Raw genomic sequence first — 22,822 nt, 5'->3', positions numbered from 1 at the left:
ACGGGCCGCGCGAGGCATGGCGGCGAAGCGAATGACGCTCGACGCCGGTCACCGGAGCCACACGTCCCGTTCTGTCAATCGAACTCAATTCCCTCTCCCCCAGGATCAGTGCAGGGCTACCAAAGTCGCAATTGGACTTGCGGTGATTCAACGCGGATGGACCACCGCAATGTCGCGGCAGCGGACGTCACAGATGTAGCCGCTCCCCAGTCTGTTCAAGATGGCCGCCGGATCAAGCAAATAGTTGCGCAATCTGAAAGCCTTACGACGTGATCGCGAAGCCGTGACGACGGGAAGGGACAGATTCACTGGCCTTTCGGGTGAGGAGAGATCACAGACGACTCGCCGAGAATCAATCACAAGGCGAATCACCGACACATATCCGTCACACAACGCCAATTCGGTCTGCGGCGCAGAAACCACCGGGGGTCGCACAAGATTAAAAATGGTCGAATCCCCATATTCTACCTCCCGCTGCATGGCCGAATCGTGGTTAACGACGCGGTGTCACGTGGACACACATTGACACTCGGAAACATCGACAATACGGTCGTGGTTGCCAACCGGTAAATTTTCTTGGCCGCCGCGCTTTTCTCGAACATTCATTGGGCTTTTCTCGCGGCGTGAGTGAGTGGAAGCGATTACGTAATGGCAAGCGCATTTGATCTTGCTGATGTCGGGACTCCGCAACCGTCGCGGTGTCCGCATATTGCGAGCGGACCGGTGCGATCTCGGGTCGCGGGTGGTCAACCTCAACGTGTGAAATGCTTCACACGTCATCGTCCCCAACAAATGTAGTTATTGATCGGCTTTCACGCCGATCGCAGGAGTGCTCATGTCGACCATACCTGCCTATACAATCGGTGGTTTAACCCGCCCCGAACTTCATCTCGATCCGAGCGGCAATATCATTCTGGATCCGGCCGCGCAGGCGTTCGTCAATACATATGGTCTGCAATATCTTTACCTGGGCTGCCCTCCCGGCACGCCGTATCCGCCGGTGCCCGGCTTCCTGTCGCCTCCGACCGACGCCAATTCCGGCGCCAACACGGTCGTTGAGGGCGCCGCAGCCAATACATCGGTCGGCATCACCGCGCAATCCACCAGCCTGATTGGTCTTCCGGTCACCTATTCGCTGGTGTCCGATTCCTCGCATGGCGGCTTCAAGGTCGATCCGCATACCGGCGTGGTGTCGATTGCCGATCCCTCCAAGGTCGATTTCGAGAGCTCTGGCGGCAGCTACGTCGTCAATGTGCAGGCGACCGACGGTATCTTCGTCTCGTCGCAGAGCTTCACGATCGCGGTCAGCAATGCCCCGCCCTCGACACCGACTGACGGCAACGCCACCGCCAACGCCGTCAACGAGGGCGCCGCGGTCAACACCTCGGTCGGCATTACCGCGTCGTCGGCCGACGTCAACGGCCCCGGCGTCACCTACTCGCTGACATCGGATTCCTCCAATGGCGGCTTCAAGATCGATCCCACCACCGGCATCGTCACCGTCGCCAATTCGGCCAAGATCGACTTCGAGACCGCGCCGGGCCACGCCTACACCATCACGGTCCAAGCCAGCGACGGCCATGGCGGCGTCAGCTCGCAGAGCTTCACGATCAACGTCAACGACGTCGCGATCAGCACCCCGGTCGACGTCAACGCCGCCGCCAACAGCGTCGTCGAAGGCGCCGCCGTCAACACGCTGGTCGGCATCACCGCCTCCGCGGTCGATCCGAACGGCCCCGCAACCACCTATTCACTGACCGGCGACACCTCCGGCGGCGGCTTCGCCATCAATGCCACGACGGGCGTCGTCACCGTCGCCGATCCGAACAAGCTCGATTACGAAAGCGCGCCCGGCCACGCCTACACCATCACCGTCCAGGCCACGAGCGGCGCGAGCTCGACGACGCAGACCTTCACGATCGGCGTGACCGACGCTGCACCGTCGGCGCCCGCCGACTCTGACGCCGCGGCCAACTCCGTGGTCGAAGGCGCCGCCATCGGCACCGCCGTCGGCATCACCGCGCACGCCACCGACATCAATGGCGGCACCGTGACCTATTCGCTGGTCGGCAATGCCCACGGCCTCACCATCAACGCCGCGACCGGCGTCATCACCGTCGCCGATCCCACCCAGATCGATTTCGAAACCGCGCCCGGCCACGCCTACACCATCACCGCACAGGCCAGCGACGGCACGCAGACCAGCACGCAGACCTTCACCGTCAACGTCACCGACGTTGCGCCGTCGACCCCGGTCGACAACAATGCTGCCGCCAATACGGTTGTCGAAGGCGCGGCCGCCGGCACCACGGTCGGCGTCACCGTATCCTCGACCGACATCAACGGCCCGGGGGTGACCTATTCGCTGACCGGCGACACCTCCGGCGGCGGCTTCACCATCAACGCGACGACGGGCGTCATCACCGTCGCGGACCCGAGCAAGCTCGATTACGAAAGCGCGCCCGGCCACGCCTATACCGTCACCGCGCAGGCCAGCGACGGCACCCTTGCGACCTCGCAGACCTTCACCATCGCCGTCACCGAAGCCCCGCCGTCGACCCCGGTCGACAGCGACGCCGGCGCCAATGCGATCGCCGAAGGCGCGGCCAACGGCTCGACCGTCGGTGTCACGGCGTCGTCGATCGACGTCAATGGCCCGCCGGTGACCTATGCGCTGATCGGCGACACCTCCGGCGGCGGCTTCACCATCGACGCGACAACCGGCGTCATCACCGTCGCGGATAGCACCCAAGCTCGATTACGAAAGCGCGCCCGGCCACGCCTACACCGTCACCGCGCAGGCCAGCGACGGCACGACGGCGAGTTCGCAAACCTTTACGATCGCCGTCACCGACGTCGCGCCGTCGACCCCGGTCGACTCAGATGCCGGCGCCAACACCGTCCTTGAAGGCGCAGCCAACGGCTCGACCGTCGGCATCACCGCGTCGGCGACCGACATCAACGGTCCGGCCGTGACCTATTCGCTGATCGGCGACAGCTCCGGCGGCGGCTTCACCATCAATGCCGCAACCGGCGTCGTCACGGTCGCCGATTCGAGCAAGCTCGATTTCGAAAGCTCGGGCGGCAGCTACACCGTCACCGCGCAAGCCAGCGACGGCACGCTGGCGAGTTCGCAGACCTTCACCATCAACATCGCGGATGTTGCGCCATCGACCCCGGTCGACGGCGATGCCGCCGCCAACAGCGTTGTCGAAGGCGCGGCCGCCGGCACTGCGGTCGGCATCACCGCGCATGCGACCGACGTCAACGGCCCGGCCGTGACCTGGTCGTTGATCGGCGACACCTCCGGCGGCGGCTTCACCATCGACCCGACGACCGGCGTCATCACCGTCGCCGACCCGACCAAGATCGATTATGAGAGCAGCGGCCCAACCCATTCCTACACGGTGACCGCGCAGGCCAGCGACGGCACGCTGGCGAGCTCGCAGAGCTTCACCATCGCCGTCAACGACGCCGCACCGTCGACCCCGGTCGATGCCGACGCCGGCACCAACACGATCGCAGAAGGCGCTGCCAACGGCTCGACCGTCGGCATCACCGCGTCGGCAACCGACGTCAACGGCCCCGCCGTGACCTGGTCGCTGATCGGCGATACCTCCGGCGGCGGCTTCACCATCAATGCGACGACGGGCGTCATCACCGTCGCGGACAGCTCCAAGATCGACTACGAAGGCCCGGCCGGGCACGCCTACACCGTCACCGCGCAGGCCAGCGACGGTTTGCTCACGAGCTCGCAGACCTTCACCATCGCCGTCACCGACGTCGCGCCGTCGACCCCGGTCGATGCCGACGCCGGCGCCAACCGCGTTGCGGTCAACGCGCCGATCGGCGCGGGAACCGGCGTCACGGCATCCTCGACCGACGTCAACGGCCCCGCCGTGACCTATTCGCTGGTCGGCGACACCTCCGGCGGCGGCTTCACCATCAATGCGACCACCGGCAAGATCACGGTCGCCGATCCCAGCAAGATCAACATTGCCGACCCGTCCTATGACGTCACGGTCGATGCGAGCGACGGCACGCTGCACAGCCAGCAGACCTTCACCATCGCCGTCGTGGTCGACCAGGCGCCGGTCGTCACCGCAGGCCACACGCTGAACTACACCGAGAACCAGGCTGCGACCGTGATCGATTCGGCGATCACCGTCACCGACGGCGACGACGCCAATCTGGTGTCCGCGACGGTGCAGATCACCGGCAACTACACCAACGGCCAGGATGTCCTCGGCTTCACCAACCAGAACGGCATCACCGGCTCGTTCAATGCCGCGACCGGAACGCTGACGCTGACCGGCTCCTCCAGCGTCGCGAACTACCAAACCGCGCTGGCGTCGGTGACTTATATCAACACCAGCGACAATCCGTCCGGGCTGGCGCGCACCGTCACCATCACGACCAATGACGGCACGCTCGACAGCTCACCCGTCACCGACACCATCAACGTCACCCCGGTCAACGACCCGCCGGTCGTCACTGCTGGTCATACGCTGAACTACACCGAGAACCAGGCCGCGACCGCGTTCGACCCGGCGATCATCGTGTCCGACGTCGACAACACTACGCTGACCGGCGCGACGGTGCAGATCACCGGCAACTACGCGAACGGTCAGGACGTCCTCGCCTTTACGTCCCAGAACGGCATCACCGGCTCGTTCAATGCGGGAACCGGCATGCTGACGCTGACGGGCACCGCCAGCGTCGCCGATTATCAGGCCGCGCTCGCCTCGGTGACCTATCAGAACACCGGCGACAACCCGTCGGGCCTGGCGCGCACCGTCACCATCATCGCAAACGACGGCACAGCGACCTCCACGCCGGTCACCGGCACCATCAACGTCACGCCGGTCAACGATCCGCCGGTCACGACCGCCGGCGGCACGCTGAACTACACCGAAAACCAAGCCGCGACCGTGATCGATGCGTCGGTCAACGTGACCGACGTCGACAGCGCCAATCTGACCGGCGCGACGGTGCAGATCACCGGTGGCTTCGCCGCCGGCCAGGACGTGCTGGGCTTCGTCAACCAGAACGGTATCACCGGCTCGTACAATTCCGCGACCGGCGTGCTGACGCTGACCGGCTCCTCCAGCGTCGCCAACTACAAGGCCGCGCTCGATTCCATCACCTATTTCAACTCGAGCGACAACCCGTCCGGGGCGGATCGCACGGTCAGCTTTACGGTCACCGACGGCACCGACAGCAGCAACACCTCGACCTCGACCATCCATGTCACCCCGGTCAACGATGCGCCGGTCGTGAGCTTCGGTGCCATCACCGGCTTCTCCGAGCCGCCGAACGGCACGCCGGCAGCGAACTCGACGCCGGTCACGATCACGCCGAACCTGACGATCACGGACGCCGAAGGCAACAATCTGACCGATGCGACCTTCGTGCTGAACAATCTGAAGCCGTCGGATGCGCTGTCGATCGCCGGCCACGCCGGCAACAGCGGCGATATCGGCGGCATCCATTTCGAGATCACCAGCACCGCGGGCACCGAGACGATCAGTTTCACCGGTACCGACACGCTCGCGCACTACAATGCGGCGCTGGACCTGATCCAGTTCAACAACACCAGCGAAAACCCCGACACCACCGCGCGGTCCTACAGCCTGACCGTGCACGATGACGGCGGTACCGCGAATGGCGGCAGCAACACCGGGACGGGATCGACGACAGGAAGCGTCACCGCCGTGGACGACGGACCCACCGCGTCGGTGCCGGCGGACAATTCGATCGGAACAGCGTTCTCGCACACCAATTTCGCGATTTCAGGGCTCTCGGTCGCCGACATCGATGCCGCGAGCGGCAACGTCACGGCGACGATTGCCTCAAGCCATGCGAACCTGACCTTCAATACCGCCGGGCTCGCCAGCTTCACCAACAACAGCAGCCACACGGTGACGCTGACCGGCACCGTCGCGCAGGTCAACACCGCGCTGGCGACGCTGACCTACAACAGCGACGACGGCTTCACCGGCTCGGATACCGTCACGCTGAACATCAACGACAACGGCAACACCGGCACCGGCGGGCCGCTCACATCGGGCGCCCAGACCTTCCATGTCGGCGTCGTCCCGCAGGTGTTCTATATCGACAACTCGCCCACGGCGCTGGCCAACAGCGCCAATCTCGGCACCGCGGCCGATCCATACACCTCGATCGCCGCCTACAACGCGGCGAATCCGGCGGGCTCGGGCGACTATGTCGTGCTGAGGTCCGGCACTTATACCGAGGCCAACGGCATCAACCTCGCCAATGGCGTCAACCTGGTCGGCGGCAGTCACTCCCTGACGTTCACCAATCCGGTGACCGGCGCCCTGGTGACCGCGAACACCGCGACCGGGACCGATCCGGTCATCAAGGTGACCGGCGCCGACAACGGCATCGACTTGCTCGGCACGTCCGGCCACAGCATCAGCGGCGTCAGCATCGATACCTCGGCCTCGACCGGCATGGGCATCAGTGACGACGGCAACAATGTCGGCACCGTCACGATGTCCGACCTCACGATCAAGACCGCCAGCGGCGCGGGCATGAGCTTCACGCATGGCGGCACCATCACGCTGACCGGCACCAACAACTCCATCACGTCAGGCACCGGCACCGCGCTCGATGTCGAGAACACCCAGATCGGCTCGTCCAACCTCATCCTCAAGAGCATCACCTCGAGCGGAGGGTCCAACAACGGCATCATCCTGTCGAATACCGGCACGGCCGCCGGCAACGGCGGCCTGCACATCACCGGCGACGGTTCGACGGCCGGCAGCGGCGGCACCATCGCCAACAAGACCGGCGCCGACGGCAGCACCGCGCAGGGCAGCGGCGTCTATCTGAACAACACCAAGGACGTTCAGCTCTCTTATCTGGCGATGCACGACTTCCAGAACTACGGCATCGTCGGCACCAACGTCACCGGCTTTACCCTCGGCAACACCACGGTGACCGGTACGAACGGCACCAGCGTCGGCGGAATCGGCGAGGGCGACGTCTACTTCACCGGCCTGTCCGGCACGGCGTCGGTGACGAATTCGACCTTCACGGGCGCGGCGCTCGATGCGTTTCACGTCTTCAATAACAGCGGTCAGACACTCAACCGCATCACCATCACCGGCTCGACCTTTGCGACCAATTCGGCGGCCGGAAACAGCTCGGGCGACGCCCTGGTGTTCCAGGCCACCGACGGAACATTCAACGCGACCGTTCAGAATTCGACATTCACGTCGGCGCGCGGCGACCTGTTCCAGCTCGATCTGCACGGCGGCGTCAGCTCGGACCTCGTGCTGAACGGAAACAGCTTCTCGAACAACAACCAGAACATCGTCTCGGGCGGCGGCGGCATCACCATCAGCTCCGGCGGGACCGGCGACCACGCCAACCTGACCTTCAATATCGCCAACAATACCATGCGTGATGCCCTCGGCACCGCGCTCGCCATCAGCACGGGATCGGGAGCAAGCTCGTTCAACGGCACGATCGATTCCAACACGATCGGCGTCGCCGGCGTCGCGAACAGCGGCTCCGCCCAGGGCAGCGACATCGGCTTCGTCACGATGGGCGGGGCCAATTCCAGCGTCACGATCACCAACAACCATCTGTATCAGTACAACAACGACGGCATCGAACTGCAGACCGGTGACGCTGCGAACGGCGGCAACGCCCTATTGACCGCGATCGTCATGGGCAACACGGTGTCCAACCCCGGCACGTTCGGCAATCATGGATTTGAGCTCAACGCCGGCACGGTCGCAGGCGATGCGCAGAGCGTCTCGCTGACGCTGGGCGGCACCGGCGCCCAGGAAAATCAGTTCCTCGGTTCGGGCGCGAATGGCGGCACCGATATCCGGCTGCGCGATCGGTTCGACACCACCGTCGGCCTGCACGCGGGCGATGGTTCGTCCTATGGCGGCGGCGCGACCGATACCGCCGCGATTTCGAGTTACGTCCTGGCGCACAATACGGTCACCACGGCGCCGACATTCAGCGTCACGGCGGGCAGCACACACGGGTTCGGCTCATCGCCGCTGCTCGCCGCGGACGGCGGCGTGCAGGCCGCCGTCGCGACCCCGGGCGAAACCCACCTGACACAGAGCGAGCTCGACTCGGTCGTCTCAGCGGCCATTACCCAATGGGCAAAGGCTGGCGCAGACGCGGATCAACTCGCCGCGCTGCGTGCCGTGACCTTCAGCGTCGCTGATCTCGCCGGCCAGGTCGTCGGCCTGGAAAGCGCCGGCCACATCACGATCGATACCGATGCCGCCGGCCATGGCTGGTTCGTCGATTCGACACCGTTGGACAATTTTGAGTTCACCCACGCGCTCAACGCTTCCGGCTCCGATCTGCAGACCGATCCGTCGACAGCCGCAGCAGGTCATCTCGATCTATTGACCGCCGTGGTCCATGAATTGGGACACGTGCTCGGCCTCCCCGACCTGACGTCGTCATCGGATGTCAACGACTTGATGTATATCAGTCTCGCCGATGGCGAGCGGCGGCTGCCAACTGCGGCGGATGTCACGCAAGCCAACGTGGGATCGGCGAAGGCGATGCCCATGCAGAGCGACACATCCGCAAACCTCAACCGCGACGGCTTCGACTTCTCGTCGTTCACCCAGACGCCCTCGCAGGCCAACACCGGCCATGCGGACCTGGCCGCGAACACCCAGGCCTTTTCCGATCTGTTCAGCGGGCACGCCAATGCCGGCCCCCCCTGGTGGGTCGGCCACGAGACGGTGTTCGCGGCCATGGGTGGCACGCCGGCCGACAATCACGCCCAGCCGCACCATGACCTGATCGTCTGATCGGACGCCGTATCGACCGCACAGCGCCTGCCGAACCGTTTCGGCAGGCGTTGCCGCTGACGGATACCAGTAAATTTCAATCGCCTCATGATGTCCGCGTGGACATGTCCGATTCGTGACAACGGTGCCGCCAGCGGCGATACCGTCTCGTCGCGAGCCGCGAATGACTCACGCGGCCGCGGAATCGAAAAAAAACGCAGAAGTCCGACAATCGTTGAGGTTGCACTGGCCGTAAAACACGCTATCGTGCAGACGTTGCATACGCAGCATCATTGTCTCGAATTTTTTACAAATCGTACGACGTATTCGCGGAGGACCTATGGCTGATCCGTATCTTTCCGAAGTCCGCATGATGTCGTTCGGCTTTGCGCCCAAGGGCTGGGCATTCTGCAACGGCCAGCTGCTTCCCATCGCTCAGAATCAGGCGCTGTTCTCGTTGCTGGGCACGACCTATGGCGGGGATGGGCGCGTCACTTTTGGCCTGCCCGACCTTCGGGGCCGGGTGCCGATCAGTACGGGCGCTGGCTATGCGCTCGGCCAACGCGGCGGCGAGGAGAGTCACACGCTCACGATCAACGAGATGGCGCAGCACAATCATTTGGCCAACGCCACCAACAGCAACGGTAGCCAGCCGCTCGATTCGGGTGCCTATCTCGGTGCCTTCAACAACGGCTACAGCACGTCGACGACCGACATCACCCCGCTCAATCCCTTGACCGTGGGCAATGCCGGCGGCAGCCAGGCCCATCAGAACATGCAACCGTTCCTGACGATCAATTTCAGCATTGCCCTCCAGGGCATTTTCCCCTCGCAGAATTGACGAGAAGCGCCGATGTCAGAAGCTTTTGTAGGCGAAATCCGTATGTTCGGCGGCAACTTTGCCCCGGTCGGATGGAATTTCTGTGACGGCAGCCTGTTGGCGATCTCCCCAGTACGACGCGCTGTTCAATCTGATCGGCACCACCTATGGCGGCGACGGCCAATCTACCTTCGCGGTCCCCGATCTGCGCGGCCGTGTGCCAATCCACACGGGCACCGCCAGCAGCGGCACGACCTATGTCATGGGACAGACTGGCGGCGTCGAAAACGTAACACTCACGACGCAGACGATCCCGCAGCATTCACACGCCTTCATCGCCGCGAAGCAGACCGGCACCGCGTCGAACCCGCAGGGAAATATTCTCGATCAGACGACCGGTACGATCGCCATGTATATCGACGGCCAGCCGCCCGATGGCCCGATGGCGAGCGGAATGCTGACGAATACCGGCGGGAACCAGCCGCACAGCAATTTGCAGCCGCTGCTTTGCGTCAGCTTCATCATTTCGCTGTACGGCATTTTTCCGAGCCAGGGCTAGGAGCGCGACGACATGTCCGATCAGTTTCTCGCCGAGATCCGCATCTTTCCATTCAACTTCGCTCCCAAGGGCTGGGCCTTCTGCGGCGGTCAGATCCTGCCGATCTCGCAGAATACGGCGTTGTTCTCACTACTCGGCGTCACCTATGGCGGCAACGGCACGTCGAACTTCGCGCTTCCCAACATGCAGGGCAACGCACCGGCGGCGCCCGGACAGGGCCCCGGGCTGTCGCTGTATGACCTCGGAGAGACCACCGGCTCTCCCAATGTGACGCTGCTGCAAAACCAGATACCGCTTCACAACCACCCTGTGAACGTCGGCACGCAGGACGTCGCTGACGTTCAGGTCCCCAGCCCGACCCGCATCCTGGGCAAATCGGCCAATGCCTTCGCCTATGTGCCCGGTAGCGCAACGCCAACACTGACGCAGATGAACGCCACCATGATCGGCATGACGGGCGGCAACCAGCAGCACAACAACATGCAGCCTTACCTCACGCTGAACTTCTGCATCGCGCTGCAGGGCGCCTTCCCGGCGCGCGGCTGAGGTCGTCTTGGGTCTCGACGCGCCAGGCACCACGCCCGCACCAGCGTTCGGCTGGACGCGCGCGGCCGCTTCCGGCTGCCGCTTTCGCCGCCTGGCGGAGCCGGATCTGCCGTTCCTCGGCCAGCTCTATGCCTCGACCCGCGCCGAGGAGCTGGCGCCGGTGCCCTGGAGCGAGGCGGACAAGGCCGCCTTTCTCGATCAGCAATTCCGTGCCCAGCACGCGCATTACCAGAAATACTATCCGAACGCCGACTGGCTGGTGATCGCGCAGGGTGGTGAGGACATCGGCCGGTTCTACATCGAGCGCTGGCCGAGCCAGCACCGCATCATCGACATCGCCTTCATGCCGGCGCATCGCGGCAAGGGTTATGGCGCGGCGCTGCTGCGCGACGCGATCGACGAGGGGGCGGCCGCCGGCAAGGACGTCTCGATCCATGTCGAGAAGCTCAATCCGGCGATGCGGCTCTACCGGCGGCTCGGCTTCATCACCGAGGAAGACAAGGGCGTTTACGACCTGATGCGGTGGCGGGCGGCAGGAGCTTCCGACCGTCAGGTGAAGACCGCCTGATAGCCATTGCCATCTCCGAGCGGGCCGATCGGCACCAGGAAGATCTCCATCACGCCCCGCGCCGGATGCCGCACCGGATAGATCGCCTGCGGCAGCCACGCGCCCTTCGGGCCCGTGAACAACAGCGAGAACGCACCGCCCGGCCGGCCGCTGTTGCCCGCGGGCTCGACCTTGGCGAGCTTCAGCGCCACCGCGCGATCCGCCGCCTGCATCTCGAACTCAGCATCCTGATGCGGCGTGAAGTCGTCAATGTGCAGTTTGGCGAGATCGACGGTGGATGTCATGCGCACGTCCCTGTTGCTTTCGAGGTGTAACACACGCCGCGATGTTGCCGTCAAGATTTCTGCCGGTCATCCGATTTCGACCTGAAGCTTTCACCGTCATTCCGGGGCGCCCTCTGCTTCCAGGGGGAGGCAAGTAAACGCAAGACTCGGATGCAGCGCGCCGCGAGGATGCGGATGTATGACTCACGCGAGCGCCACATATTCGATGTCGTCCCGGGCAAGCCAACGGGTCGGCGCGAAGCGCCGCCCGATGACGGGCTCCGCGCGACCCGGGACCCATAACCACCGATGCCAATTGTTTAGCCAGCGCTCGGGCCACAGCTCACTTCAACAACGCAACCCTGTGGTTATGGGTCCCTGCTTTCGCAGGGACGACAGCGGAATGGGCGGCGCGACCGTATCAAACCACCGGCAGGACCCTGATGACTGCCCCGCCTTCCTCCGCTAACCTCGCCGCAAAGGACCGCCAGCAAGGCGGACCGTGTTGAGGGAGGACAGGCGCGTGCATCGAGGCCGTGTCGTATTCGGCGCCATGGACGAGGTCGTGTTCGGGCGGCCCGCGCGTGAGGCCATCGTCGAGCAGCTGGACCGGCTGGGCGCCGAGCGCGCCTTTCTGATGGTGTCGGGCACGCTGAACCGCGAGACCTACGAGATCGAGAAGGTCCGCGCGGCGCTTGGGCGCCGCTGCGTCGGCACGTTCGACAAGATGCCGGCGCATACGCCCCGCGCCGCGGTGATCGCGGCGGCGGAGCAGGCGCGCGGCGCGAAAGCGGATTTGATCGTCACGATCGGCGGCGGCTCGATCACCGACGGCGCCAAGGCGGTGCAGCTTTGCCTCGCCAACAACGTCACGACGTCCGACGGCATCGAGACGATCCGCACCCATGGCGGCGTCTCGCCCGCGATGAATCCGCCGACCGTGCGCCAGATCAGCGTGCCGACCACCATCGCCGGCGGCGAGTTCTCGTCGATCGCCGGCGTCACCAACGAGGCCAAGCGGCAGAAGGAGATGCTGCGCCATCCGCTGGTGATGCCGCGCGCCACCATCCTCGATCCGGAACTGTCGGTGCACACGCCGGAATGGCTGTTCCTGTCGACCGGCATCCGCGCCGTCGATCATTGCGTCGAAGGCATCTGCTCGCGCGAGGCGCATCCTTACGGCGACGCGCAGGCGCTGAAGGGGCTCGAGATGCTGGCGGCCGGCCTGCCGCGGGTGAAAGCCAACCCGAAGGATATTTCGGCGCGAATGGATTGCCAGATCGGCACCTGGCTCTCCACCGGCCCGCTCGCCTCGGGCGTGCCGATGGGTGCGAGCCACGGCATCGGCTACGTGCTCGGCGCCGAGTTCGACGTGCCGCACGGCTACACCTCGTGCGTGATGCTGCCCGCGGTGATGCGCTGGAACAAGCGCGACAATGCCGACCGGCAGGCGCTGGTCGCGGCCGCAATGGGGCATGCGGGCGCGGACGCCGGCGACGTGCTCGACCGCTTCATCCGCGACCTCGGCATGCCGCGCAGCCTGCAAGAGGTGCGCGTCGGCCCCGAGCATTTCGACCGCATCGCAACGCAAGCGATGCGAACGCCCTGGGTGCCGCGCAATCCGCGCAAGATCGACGATCCATCCCAAGTTCGCGAGATTCTGGAGATGGCTGCATAGAGCGTTTTCGAGCGAAGTGGGTACCGGTTCGCGTGAAGAAAACGCGTCAAAACAAGAATCTAGATCACGATAAAGGGGGATGTGACGTTCGATGTACACCGGCAAGCATGCTTACCTGCGCCCGCTGCAACCCGCCTTCATCATGGCCGGGACCGGCGAGACCGTCACCTATCGTGAGCTCGAGGCACGCTCCAACCGGCTCGCGCATCTGTTCCGCAAACAGGGGCTGCGGCGGCTCGACCATTATTCGATCTTCATGGAGAACAACAACCGCTACCTCGAGGCCTGCGGCGCCGGCGAGCGCGCCGGGCTCTACTTCACCTGCGTCAACTCCTACCTCACCGCGGGCGAGCTCGCCTACATCCTGACCAACAGCCAGTCGCGGATCCTGATCACCTCGAGGCTGAAGCTCGACATCGCGCGCGAGGCGCTGAAGGAGTGTCCGCAGGTCGAACTCTGCATCGTGGTCGACGGCGAAAGCGAGAGCGATCGCGTTGTCGGGCTGCAACAGGCCACCGCGGACCTGCCGTCAACGCCGATCGCGGACGAATATGCCGGCACCGCGATGCTGTATTCCTCCGGCACGACCGGCCGGCCCAAAGGCATCGTGCGGCCGCTGCCGGAGCAGCCGCCGTCGCAGAACCTGCCGCTGTTCGATTTCCTGACGAAGCTCTGGCACTACCGCGAGGGCATGGTCTACCTCTCGCCGGCGCCGCTCTACCACTCGGCGCCGCAAGCCGCGGTCAATCTCACCATCCGGATGGGCGGCACGGTCGTCATCATGGAGAGTTTTGATCCCGAGCGCTATCTCGAGCTGGTGCAAAGATGGGGCATCACCCACAGCCAGCTGGTGCCGACCATGTTCTCACGCCTTCTGAAGCTGCCCGAGGAGGTTCGCACCCGCTACGATCTGTCGACCCTCGAGATCGCGATCCATGCCGCCGCGCCTTGCCCTGCGCTGGTCAAGGACGACATGATCAAATGGTGGGGACCGATCATCCACGAATATTACGGCGCGACCGAGGGCCTCGGCTTCACCGCCTGCAACAGCCAGGAGTGGCTCGCGCATCGTGGCACCGTCGGCAAGGTCCTGCTCGGCGATCTGCATATCCTCGACGAGAACATGCAGCCCTGCTCCAAGGGAACGCCGGGCACCGTGTGGTTCAGGACCGCCACACCATTCGAATATTTCAACGACCCCGCCAAGACCAGCGAGGCGCGCTCGGCCGACGGCAGCATGAGCACGGTCGGCGACGTCGGCTATGTCGACGACGACAACTTCCTTTATCTCACCGACCGCGCCACCTTCATGATCATCTCCGGCGGCGTGAACATCTATCCGCAGGAATGCGAGAACCTCCTGATCACCCATCCCAAGGTCGCCGACGCCGCGGTGTTCGGCGTGCCCAATGTCGATCTCGGCGAGGAGGTGAAGGCGGTGGTGCAGCCGGTCGACGGCATCGCGCCGGGGCCGGAGCTTGCCGAGGAACTGATCGCGTTCTGCGCCAGCGCGCTGTCGCGCCAGAAAGTGCCGCGCTCGGTGGATTTCGAGGCTGAGCTGCCGCGGCTGCCGACCGGCAAGCTCTACAAGCGCCTGTTGCGTGACCGCTATTGGGGCAACAAGACCTCGCGGATCGTGTGAGCGGCATCCGGACTGATGCTGCCAATCCAAGCCGGCGGACGCAACGGACTCGCCGGTCGCGCGGATTTCGCGCTATGCTCCGGGATCGCAAGCCAGCTTCGCCGGAGGCCGCCATGCCATCGCCCCAGCCGCGCGAGCCGGAGCCGGTGCAGGCCGGAAGGCTCGAATTCACTGCCGCCGAGATCGGTGCACTCGCCCATCTCTATCGTGGCGAGGTCTATCGCAGCACGGTCTGGCGCACCCGTCTCGACAGCTCGACCAACTGGGCGGTGGTCACGACCGGGATCGCGCTGTCGGCGACCTACAGCAGTGCGGAAGCCTCGCCCTTGCCGATGGTCCTGGTCGGACTGCTGGTGACCGTATTCCTGCTATTCGAGGCGCGGCGCTATCGCTATTTCAACGTCTGGCGCGCCCGGGCGCGGTTGCTCGAAACCGATTTCTACGCACCGATGATCCGCGGCGAGGGCCCCACACCGAACGCAGCCTGGACCGAACTGCTCGCCAACGACTACCGCCGCCCCAGCTATCACATCAGCTATGTCAGAGCGATCGGCCGGCGCCTGCGACGGACTTATGGCTGGATCTTCGCGATCCAGGCCATCGCCTATTACGGCAAGCTGGCGATCCACCCGCTGCCGCTGACCACGATGAGCGCGATCTTGGACCGCGCTTCGATCGGTCCGATTCCCGGAACCATCGTGATTCTGGCCGGTGTCGCCTTCCATTCCAGCTGGGCGCTGTTCGCCTTCGTCACACATCGCATCGAGGTCGCGGACCGGCGCACGCGGCACAATCTGATCGCAATGGGCTGAGGCGCCGCGGGCCGCGTTGCCGATCGCCGGCTTTTCCCCTAACCTCGCCTCAACAACAAAGAAAAGGGAGGACTTGCGATGGAAGTGATCCCACTGCGTCCGGGATTCGGTGCCGAGCTGCGCGGCGTCACGTTGGCGGACGTTGCCGCCAGCGATGCCGCCTATGCGGCGGTGCGCGCGGCGTTCGAGGAACATTCGGTGCTGGTGTTCCGCGGCCAGGAGGTCAGCGACGACACCCAGTTCGCCTTCTCGCGCCGGTTCGGTCCGCCCGAGGTGACCAAGGTCGGCTCAATGGGCACCGGCTCGCATTTCGTGATCCTCTCGACCTTCGGGCCCGACGGCAAGGTGGTTCCATCCGATCACCGGCAGCAGCTGCGCGCCAGGGCCAACCAGCTCTGGCACACCGATTCCTCCTTCAAGCGCGTGCCGGCGCTGACCTCGATCCTGTCGGCGCGCATCATTCCCGAACATGGCGGCGAGACCGAATTCGTCTCGATGCGGCTTGCCTTCGAACGGCTCGACAAGGACACGGCGAAGCGGCTGGAGAACGCGTTCGCCTGGCACTCCTACGCGCATTCGCGCAGCAAGGTGGCCACCGGCCTTGCGACGTCGGATGAAGTCGACGCGCTGCCGCCGGTGTGCTGGCGCATGGTCTGGCGCAATCCCGTCAACGGCCGTGGCGCGCTGTATCTCGCCTCCCATGCCTATGGCGTCGAGGGCATGGATGCCGAGGCCGGCGAGGCGCTGATCGAGCAATTGACCGAAGCCGCGACCGCGCCCGGCGTCAGCTATCTGCACCAATGGAAGCAGGGCGACGTCGTGATGTGGGACAACCGCGCCACCATGCATCGCGGCCGCCCCTGGCCGGCGCATGAGGGCCGCCTGATGATTCGCACCACGATCTCGGCGACCGAGGCCGATGGCGTCGCCAACATGCACCTGCCCTCGCCGCAGGCGGCGGAGTGAGGCGAATGCGAATGTTTCCCCGTCATCCTGAGGTGCGAGCCTTGCGGCGCAATTGCGCCGCTGGGCGAGCCTCGAAGGATGCACGGCCACCAGCTGGGCCGTCGATCCTTCGAGACGCGCTTCGCGCTCCTCAGGATGACGGAGAGCGCGTGCAGTGCGCGGCTTACGTCGGCGACAAACTGTCGCTGATTGCGGCCTGCTTCACGCCATACGCATCGGCGCCCGCAACTTAATTCGAAGGGAGTTTCGCCGCTGGATAGCAAAACAACCCGAGTTCCCCGCAATCACAGCCATTATTCCCGATCCGTGGAAATTTTAATGTTGTGGGGTCATCCGAATTGCCAATCCCCGCGCGATCCTCGCTGGTTGCCCGACAGCCTCACCGTGGTATCGTCGATGCCAATCGGCCATTGAGACCGAAATGTGGGAGGGGACCATGCGGAGCGTGCAAGCGCTGGCCGTCGCGGTGTTGTCTGTGCTGATCATCGGCGACGTTTCACGCGCAGCCGAGCCGAAACCGGGCGGCATCTTCAGGATCTATCACCGCGACAGTCCGGGCAGCGCCTCGATCCACGAGGGCGCGACCTATTCGCTGAACGTTCCGTTCATGCCGATCTTCAACAATCTCGTCATCTTCGACCAGCACATCGCCCAGAACAGCGCCAGCACGATCCGGCCCGAGCTTGCGGAGAGCTGGGCCTGGAGCGGCGACAACAAGACGTTGACCTTCAAGTTGCGCAAGGACGTGAAATGGCACGACGGCAAGCCGTTCACCGCAGCCGACGTCAAATGCACCTTCGACATGCTGATGGGCAAGTCGCAGCAGAAGTTCCGGCAGAACCCGCGCAAGTCCTGGTACGAGCAAGTCGAAGAGGTCACGACCAACGGCGACTATCAGGCGTCGTTCAAGCTGAAGCGGCCGCAGCCCGCCCTGCTGTCGCTGCTCGCCTCGGGCTATTCGCCGGTCTATCCCTGCCATGTGTCGCCGGCCGAGATGCGCACCAAGCCGGTCGGCACCGGCCCGTTCAAGTTCGTCGAGTTCAAGGCCAACGAGTCGATCAAGCTCACCAAGAACCCCGACTACTTTAAGAAGGGCCTGCCTTATCTTGACGGTATCGAGTTCACCATCATCCCGAACCGCTCGACCGCGATCCTCGGCTTCGTCTCCGGCAAGTTCGACATGACGTTCCCGACCGAGGTCTCGATCCCGCTGCTCAAGGACGTCAAGTCGCAGGCGCCCAATGCGGTCTGCGTGGTGGAACCGAACAACGTCTCCACCAACATCATCATCAATTCGACCGCGCCGCCGTTCGACAATCTCGACATCCGCCGCGCGCTGGCGCTGGCGCTCGACCGCAAGGCGTTCATCCAGATCATGTTCGAGGGCCAGGGTGACATCGGCGGTACCATGGAGCCGGCACCGGACGGGCTGTGGGCGATGCCGAAGGACATGCTGGAGCAGATCCCCGGCTACGGTCCCGACATCGAGAAGAACCGCGAGGAAGCCCGCAAGCTGATGCAGAAGGCGGGCTACGGCCCGGACAAGCACCTGCAGATCAAGGTCTCGACACGCAACATCGCGGTCTATCGCGATCCCGCGATCATTTTGATCGACCAGATCAAGAGCATCTACATCGACGCCGAGCTCGACGTCGTCGACACCGCGCAATGGTTCCCGAAGATCGCCCGCAAGGACTATTCGCTCGGCCTCAACCTCACCGGCAATGCCGTCGACGAGCCCGACCAGTCCTTCTACGAGAACTATGCCTGCGGCTCGGAGCGGAACTACACCAATTATTGCAACAAGGAGATCGAGAAGCTGTTCGACCAGCAGTCGGAAGAAACCAATACCGACAAGCGCAAGAAGCTGGTCTGGGAGATCGACAAGAAGCTGCAGGAAGACGTCGCGCGTCCGATCATCTTCCATGCCCGCACCGGCACCTGCTGGCAGCCTTACGTGAAGAATGTCACGATCATGTCCAACAGCTCCTATAACGGCTATCGTTACGAAGACGTTTGGCTGGATAAATAGAAATAGCGTTTCGAACGAAGTGGATACCGGTTCGCGTAAACAAAACGCGTCGGAAGACAAGACACAGGCGGGATCAGGGAGAGAGCCAGGGTGTTTGCCTATATCGTGCGGCGGCTGTTCCTGATGCTCGTGACCCTGTTCGGGATCTCGGTCATCATCTTCGCGCTGCTGCGCGTCGTTCCCGGCAACATCGTCGACATCCTGTTCGACGCCGCGGGCTTCGTCGACCCCGCCGACAAGGCCAACCTCGAGCGCGAGCTCGGGTTGAGCCAGCCGATCGTGATCCAGTATCTGCACTGGATCGGCGGCCTGCTGCGCGGCGATCTCGGCTATTCCTACGTCTCGGAAAAGCCGGCGCTGGAGGAAATCCTGCCGCGGATTCCGATCACCGCGCGGCTTGCCGGACTGGCGCTATTGTTCTCCGCCTCGATCGGCATTCCGCTCGGTGTCATCAGCGCCGTCCACCAGGGCTCAAGGCTCGATTATGCGCTCCGCGTGGTCAGCCTCAGCGGCCTGTCGCTGCCGTCATTCTGGCTCGGCCTCTTGATCCTGATGGCCTCGGTCTCGCTGTTCGGCACCATGCCGATCTTCAATCCGAACCCGAAGACCTGGCTCGAGGCGCTGACCATCTATGCGGTGCCGGCGATGGCGGTCGGCTTCCGCAGCGCCGCGCTCACCATGCGCATCACCCGCTCCTCGATGCTGGAGATCCTGCGCCAGGATTATATCCGCACCGCGCGTGCCAAGGGCGCCTCCGAGGCCTCCGTGAACTATCACCACGCGCTGAAGAACGCGGTGCTGCCGGTCATCACCGTGATCGGCATCGAGGCCGCGTTCCTGATCGGCGGCCTGATTGTCACCGAGACCGTGTTCAACATCCCCGGCATCGCCCGCTTCCTGGTCGAGGCGCTGCGCTGGCGTGACTACCCGATCGTGCAGAACCTCGTGATGTTCATCGCCGTCGTCGTGGTGGTGGTCAACTTCATCGTCGACATGCTCTATGCGGCAATCGACCCGCGTATCCGGTTTGGAGACTGAGCGCTTGGCAACGATCAATTTCGACAGCGAATTGCGACGTGCCGGGGCCAACGCCACCGGTGGCTGGGGACGGTTTGCATTCCTCGCGCAACGCCACGTGCTCGGCACGGTCGGCCTCGTCATCATGCTGCTGTTCGTGCTGACCGCGATCTTCGCGAACGTCATCAGCCGCTACGATCCGCTCAGCGTAGATTCCGCGCATCGGCTGGCGGCGCCGTCCGCGCTGCACTGGTTCGGCACGGACTCCTTCGGCCGCGACGTCTGGAGCCGCATCATCCATGGCGCGCGGATCTCGCTTGCGGTCGGCATCGGCTCGACGACGCTCGGCGCCACGCTCGGCGTGATCGTCGGCCTCGCCTCCGGCTATCTCTCCGGCTGGGTCGACCTCGTGTTCCAGCGGGTGACCGACATCCTGCAATCGCTGCCGCTCTTGGTGCTCGCACTCGTCATGACCGCGGCGCTCGGCCCATCGCTGCCGAACGTGATCCTGGCGATCGCAATTCCCCTGATCCCGACGGTCGCGCGCGTGATCCGCGCCAACACGCTGGCGCTGCGCGAGCAGCCGTTCGTGGAGGCCGCCAAATCGATCGGCATGAGCGAGACGCGGATCGCGCTGCGCCACGTGCTGCCCAACACCATCGCGCCACTGATCGTGCTCGCCACCGCGCAGCTCGGCTCGACCATCCTGACCGAAGCGTCGCTGTCGTTCCTTGGCCTCGGCATCCCCGAGCCTTATCCGTCCTGGGGTCGCATGCTGTCCGAATCCGCCGCCGAATATGTCCGCACCGCGCCATGGCTGGTGATCTTCCCCGGCATTGCGATCAGCCTTGCGGTGTTCGGCACCAATCTGTTCGGCGACGCGTTGCGCGACATTCTCGATCCGAGGCAGCGCGGCTGATGAGCGAGGCCAAGACGCTCGATACGATTCTCGATGTGAAGAACCTGCAGACGGTGTTCTTCACCAACTCCGGCCTGTTCCGCGCGGTCGACGACGTCTCGTTCTCGGTCCGTCGCGGCGAGACGCTCGCGATCGTCGGCGAGTCCGGCTGCGGCAAGAGCGTCAGCGCGCTGTCGATCATGCGGCTGGTGCCCGATCCGCCCGGCCGCATCGTCGGCGGCTCGGTGACACTCGAGGGCACTGATCTGCTGAAGCTCGACGATGCCGCGATGCGCGACATCAGGGGCAACCGCATCTCGATGATCTTCCAGGAGCCGATGACTTCGCTCAATCCGGTGATGCGGATCGGCGACCAGATCATCGAGGCGGTGCGGTTGCACCAGAAGGTCAGCAGCAAGGAGGCCTGGAAGCAGGCCGTCGACATGCTGCGGCTGGTGCGCATCCCGGAACCGGAGCGTCGCGCGCAGGAATATCCGCATCAGCTGTCCGGCGGCATGCGCCAGCGCGCCATGATCGCGATGGCGCTGGCGTGCCGGCCGGCGCTCCTGATCGCGGACGAACCGACCACGGCTCTCGACGTCACCATCCAGGCGCAGATCCTGGCACTGATCGTCGATCTGCAAAAGCGGCTCGGCACCGGGCTGATCCTGATCACCCACGACCTCGGCGTCGTCGCGCAAACCGCGCAGCGCGTGATCGTGATGTACGCCGGCAAGAAGGTCGAGGAGGCGACGGTCGAAGCTTTGTTCGAGACGCCGCTGCACCCCTACACGCGCGGACTGATGGCCTCGATGCCGGCGGTGATCGCGCTCGGCGCGAAGACCGATGCGCGGCTGACCGAAATCCCCGGCATGGTGCCGTCGCTGACCAAGCTGCCGCCTGGCTGCGCCTTCGCGCCGCGCTGCAAGCTGGCAGTCGACCGCTGCCGGCAGGAATATCCGCCGCTCGACGAGGTCAAGAGCAATCACTGGGCCGCGTGCTGGCGCGCCGGCGAGATGGCGGAGGCGTCATGACCGAACAGCGCCCGCTCCTCGAGGTGACCGACCTCGTCAAGCACTACGCGGTGCGCGGCGGTGTGCTGCGCCGGCAGGTCGGCACCGTGCATGCGGTCGACGGCGTCAGCTTCGCGCTAGGCGCCGGCGAGACGCTCGGGCTGGTCGGCGAATCCGGCTGCGGCAAGTCGACGGTGGCGCGCACCGTGCTGCGGCTGGTCGAGCCGACCAGCGGCGCCATCAAGCTCGATGGCGAGGACATCGCGCCGCTCAGCAAGACGGCGCTGCGGCCGTACCGGCGCTCGATGCAGATCGTGTTCCAGGATCCGTTCGCCTCGCTCAACCCGCGCATGACGGCCGGCGACATCGTCGGCGAGCCCCTCACCGTGCATGGCCTCGCGACCGGCGCGAAGAAGCAGGAGCGTGTCGCGGAACTGTTCCAGCAGGTCGGCCTACGGCCCGACCAGATGAAGAATTTCCCGCACCAGTTCTCCGGCGGCCAGCGCCAGCGCATCTGCATCGCGCGTGCGCTGTCGCTCGGGCCGCGGCTGATCGTCTGCGACGAGCCGGTCTCCGCGCTCGATGTCTCGATCCAGGCCCAGGTGATCAATCTGCTGATCGACCTGCAGCGCCAGCAGAACTTCTCCTATCTGTTCATCGCGCACGATCTGGCGGTCGTGGCCCATATCAGCCACCGCGTCGCCGTGATGTATCTCGGCCGAATTGTCGAGATCGCCGACAAGCACGAGTTGTTCGCCAATCCGCGCCACCCCTACACCCAGGCCCTGCTCGCCTCGGTGCCGATCGCAGATCCGAAGGCGAAACGCACCGCCCCCCTGATTGACGGCGATGTCCCGAGCCCGATCAATCCACCTTCAGGCTGCGCCTTCCACACCCGCTGCCGCTACGCGATGGATCGCTGCAAGACCGAACGCCCGGTGCTGCAGGCGGCCGGCCCGGCGCATCAGGTCGCCTGCTGGCTGAATGACGGCACGGGGCAAGCGGCCTCATAAATCAGTGTCGTCCCGGCGAAGGCCGGGACCCATTACCGCGAATGCCCGTTGATTTGCCAAACTGGGGCCACAGCTTGCTCCAACAACATACAGCGGTGGTTATGGGTCCCTGTGTCTTGGAAGTCTGTCAGGATGTGGGTGGGCGGGAAGCCGTTGGGTCCTTGGCGCTTGACGCCGTGAGCCGGCTCGGTCTC

General features: G+C 64.6%; 16 protein-coding genes and 1 pseudogene. 16 read left to right on the top strand and 1 reads right to left on the bottom strand.

The genetic code is table 11. From position 1 onward, the window contains the following. The first annotated feature begins 835 nt into the window (after positions 1–835). The 7 genes and pseudogenes from ACVWYP_RS07760 (at position 836) to ACVWYP_RS07730 (ending at position 11,294) form a co-directional block, all read left to right on the top strand. Entirely contained in the window at positions 836–2,908 is a 2,073-nt protein-coding gene (locus ACVWYP_RS07760) for a cadherin repeat domain-containing protein (RefSeq protein WP_456684015.1), read from the top strand. Further along, entirely contained in the window at positions 2,841–8,822 is a 5,982-nt protein-coding gene (locus ACVWYP_RS07755) for a cadherin domain-containing protein (RefSeq protein WP_456684302.1), read from the top strand. The genes ACVWYP_RS07760 and ACVWYP_RS07755 overlap by 68 nt, the downstream gene beginning before the upstream one ends. A 319-nt stretch (positions 8,823–9,141) precedes the next feature. Next, positions 9,142–9,642, top strand: a complete 501-nt coding sequence (locus tag ACVWYP_RS07750; RefSeq protein WP_028344246.1) for a phage tail protein — start codon at positions 9,142–9,144, stop codon at positions 9,640–9,642. A gap of 12 nt (positions 9,643–9,654) precedes the next feature. Next, a pseudogene (locus tag ACVWYP_RS07745) lies at positions 9,655–9,714 on the top strand (phage tail protein); the annotation flags it as partial. Positions 9,715–9,724: 10 nt separating this feature from the next. Continuing rightward, positions 9,725–10,180, top strand: a complete 456-nt coding sequence (locus tag ACVWYP_RS07740) for a phage tail protein (protein ID WP_456684014.1) — start codon at positions 9,725–9,727, stop codon at positions 10,178–10,180. Between the two features lie 12 nt (positions 10,181–10,192). Next, on the top strand, positions 10,193–10,726 hold the full coding sequence (locus tag ACVWYP_RS07735) for a phage tail protein (RefSeq protein ID WP_028344248.1): 534 nt from the start codon (positions 10,193–10,195) through the stop codon (positions 10,724–10,726). Between the two features lie 7 nt (positions 10,727–10,733). Beyond that, the gene (locus ACVWYP_RS07730) at positions 10,734–11,294 is read left to right on the top strand and encodes a GNAT family N-acetyltransferase (protein WP_035633357.1); all 561 of its coding nucleotides are present in this window, start codon (positions 10,734–10,736) and stop codon (positions 11,292–11,294) included. Here ACVWYP_RS07730 and ACVWYP_RS07725 read toward each other — a convergent pair. Continuing rightward, positions 11,276–11,578 carry a DUF6916 family protein gene (locus tag ACVWYP_RS07725; RefSeq protein WP_245288904.1) on the bottom strand — a complete coding sequence of 101 codons (303 nt, stop codon included), beginning with the start codon at positions 11,576–11,578 and terminating at the stop codon, positions 11,276–11,278. The two genes, ACVWYP_RS07730 and ACVWYP_RS07725, sit on opposite strands and share 19 nt — an antisense overlap. Positions 11,579–12,080: 502 nt before the next feature. Here ACVWYP_RS07725 and ACVWYP_RS07720 point away from each other — a divergent pair. The 9 genes from ACVWYP_RS07720 to ACVWYP_RS07680 all read left to right on the top strand — a co-directional run bounded on the left by ACVWYP_RS07720 (position 12,081) and on the right by ACVWYP_RS07680 (position 22,628). After that, a complete protein-coding gene (locus ACVWYP_RS07720; protein WP_304498295.1) occupies positions 12,081–13,235 on the top strand; it encodes an iron-containing alcohol dehydrogenase in 1,155 nt (384 codons plus the stop codon). 91 nt (positions 13,236–13,326) lie between these two features. Next, the gene (locus ACVWYP_RS07715) at positions 13,327–14,877 is read left to right on the top strand and encodes an AMP-binding protein (protein WP_304498294.1); all 1,551 of its coding nucleotides are present in this window, start codon (positions 13,327–13,329) and stop codon (positions 14,875–14,877) included. A 113-nt stretch (positions 14,878–14,990) separates the two neighbouring features. After that, entirely contained in the window at positions 14,991–15,689 is a 699-nt protein-coding gene (locus ACVWYP_RS07710; RefSeq protein WP_411783863.1) for a DUF2270 domain-containing protein, read from the top strand. Positions 15,690–15,767: 78 nt separating this feature from the next. Then, positions 15,768–16,655, top strand: a complete 888-nt coding sequence (locus ACVWYP_RS07705; protein WP_304498292.1) for a TauD/TfdA dioxygenase family protein — start codon at positions 15,768–15,770, stop codon at positions 16,653–16,655. A 436-nt stretch (positions 16,656–17,091) separates the two neighbouring features. Further along, entirely contained in the window at positions 17,092–18,687 is a 1,596-nt protein-coding gene (locus ACVWYP_RS07700; protein ID WP_304498291.1) for an ABC transporter substrate-binding protein, read from the top strand. Between the two features lie 90 nt (positions 18,688–18,777). Then, the gene (locus ACVWYP_RS07695; RefSeq protein ID WP_304498290.1) at positions 18,778–19,725 is read left to right on the top strand and encodes an ABC transporter permease; all 948 of its coding nucleotides are present in this window, start codon (positions 18,778–18,780) and stop codon (positions 19,723–19,725) included. Positions 19,726–19,729: 4 nt separating this feature from the next. Beyond that, positions 19,730–20,623, top strand: coding sequence for an ABC transporter permease (locus ACVWYP_RS07690; protein WP_028341495.1), 894 nt, complete (start codon positions 19,730–19,732; stop codon positions 20,621–20,623). After that, positions 20,623–21,636, top strand: coding sequence for an ABC transporter ATP-binding protein (locus ACVWYP_RS07685; protein ID WP_304498289.1), 1,014 nt, complete (start codon positions 20,623–20,625; stop codon positions 21,634–21,636). Before ACVWYP_RS07690 ends, ACVWYP_RS07685 begins: the two co-directional genes overlap by 1 nt. Continuing rightward, positions 21,633–22,628: an ABC transporter ATP-binding protein gene (locus tag ACVWYP_RS07680; RefSeq protein WP_304498288.1), complete on the top strand. Its 996-nt coding sequence runs from the start codon at positions 21,633–21,635 to the stop codon at positions 22,626–22,628. The genes ACVWYP_RS07685 and ACVWYP_RS07680 overlap by 4 nt, the downstream gene beginning before the upstream one ends. Positions 22,629–22,822: the final 194 nt, after the last annotated feature.

It is taken from the genome of Bradyrhizobium sp. USDA 3262, assembly GCF_054060035.1.
The sequence above is the reverse complement of the archived record's forward strand: the minus strand, read 5'-3'. Positions and strand labels throughout refer to the sequence as shown.

What these genes read in the sequence shown, in the direction of transcription:
- ACVWYP_RS07710 (WP_411783863.1), top strand. Translation starts at nt 14,991, where the DNA reads ATGCCATCGCCCCAGCCGCGCGAGCCGGAGCCGGTGCAGGCCGGAAGG.
- ACVWYP_RS07735 (WP_028344248.1), top strand. Translation starts at nt 10,193, where the DNA reads ATGTCCGATCAGTTTCTCGCCGAGATCCGCATCTTTCCATTCAACTTC.
- ACVWYP_RS07715 (WP_304498294.1), top strand. Translation starts at nt 13,327, where the DNA reads ATGTACACCGGCAAGCATGCTTACCTGCGCCCGCTGCAACCCGCCTTC.
- ACVWYP_RS07725 (WP_245288904.1), bottom strand. Translation starts at nt 11,578, where the DNA reads ATGACATCCACCGTCGATCTCGCCAAACTGCACATTGACGACTTCACG.
- ACVWYP_RS07680 (WP_304498288.1), top strand. Translation starts at nt 21,633, where the DNA reads ATGACCGAACAGCGCCCGCTCCTCGAGGTGACCGACCTCGTCAAGCAC.
- ACVWYP_RS07760 (WP_456684015.1), top strand. Translation starts at nt 836, where the DNA reads ATGTCGACCATACCTGCCTATACAATCGGTGGTTTAACCCGCCCCGAA.
- ACVWYP_RS07750 (WP_028344246.1), top strand. Translation starts at nt 9,142, where the DNA reads ATGGCTGATCCGTATCTTTCCGAAGTCCGCATGATGTCGTTCGGCTTT.
- ACVWYP_RS07685 (WP_304498289.1), top strand. Translation starts at nt 20,623, where the DNA reads ATGAGCGAGGCCAAGACGCTCGATACGATTCTCGATGTGAAGAACCTG.
- ACVWYP_RS07705 (WP_304498292.1), top strand. Translation starts at nt 15,768, where the DNA reads ATGGAAGTGATCCCACTGCGTCCGGGATTCGGTGCCGAGCTGCGCGGC.
- ACVWYP_RS07700 (WP_304498291.1), top strand. Translation starts at nt 17,092, where the DNA reads ATGCGGAGCGTGCAAGCGCTGGCCGTCGCGGTGTTGTCTGTGCTGATC.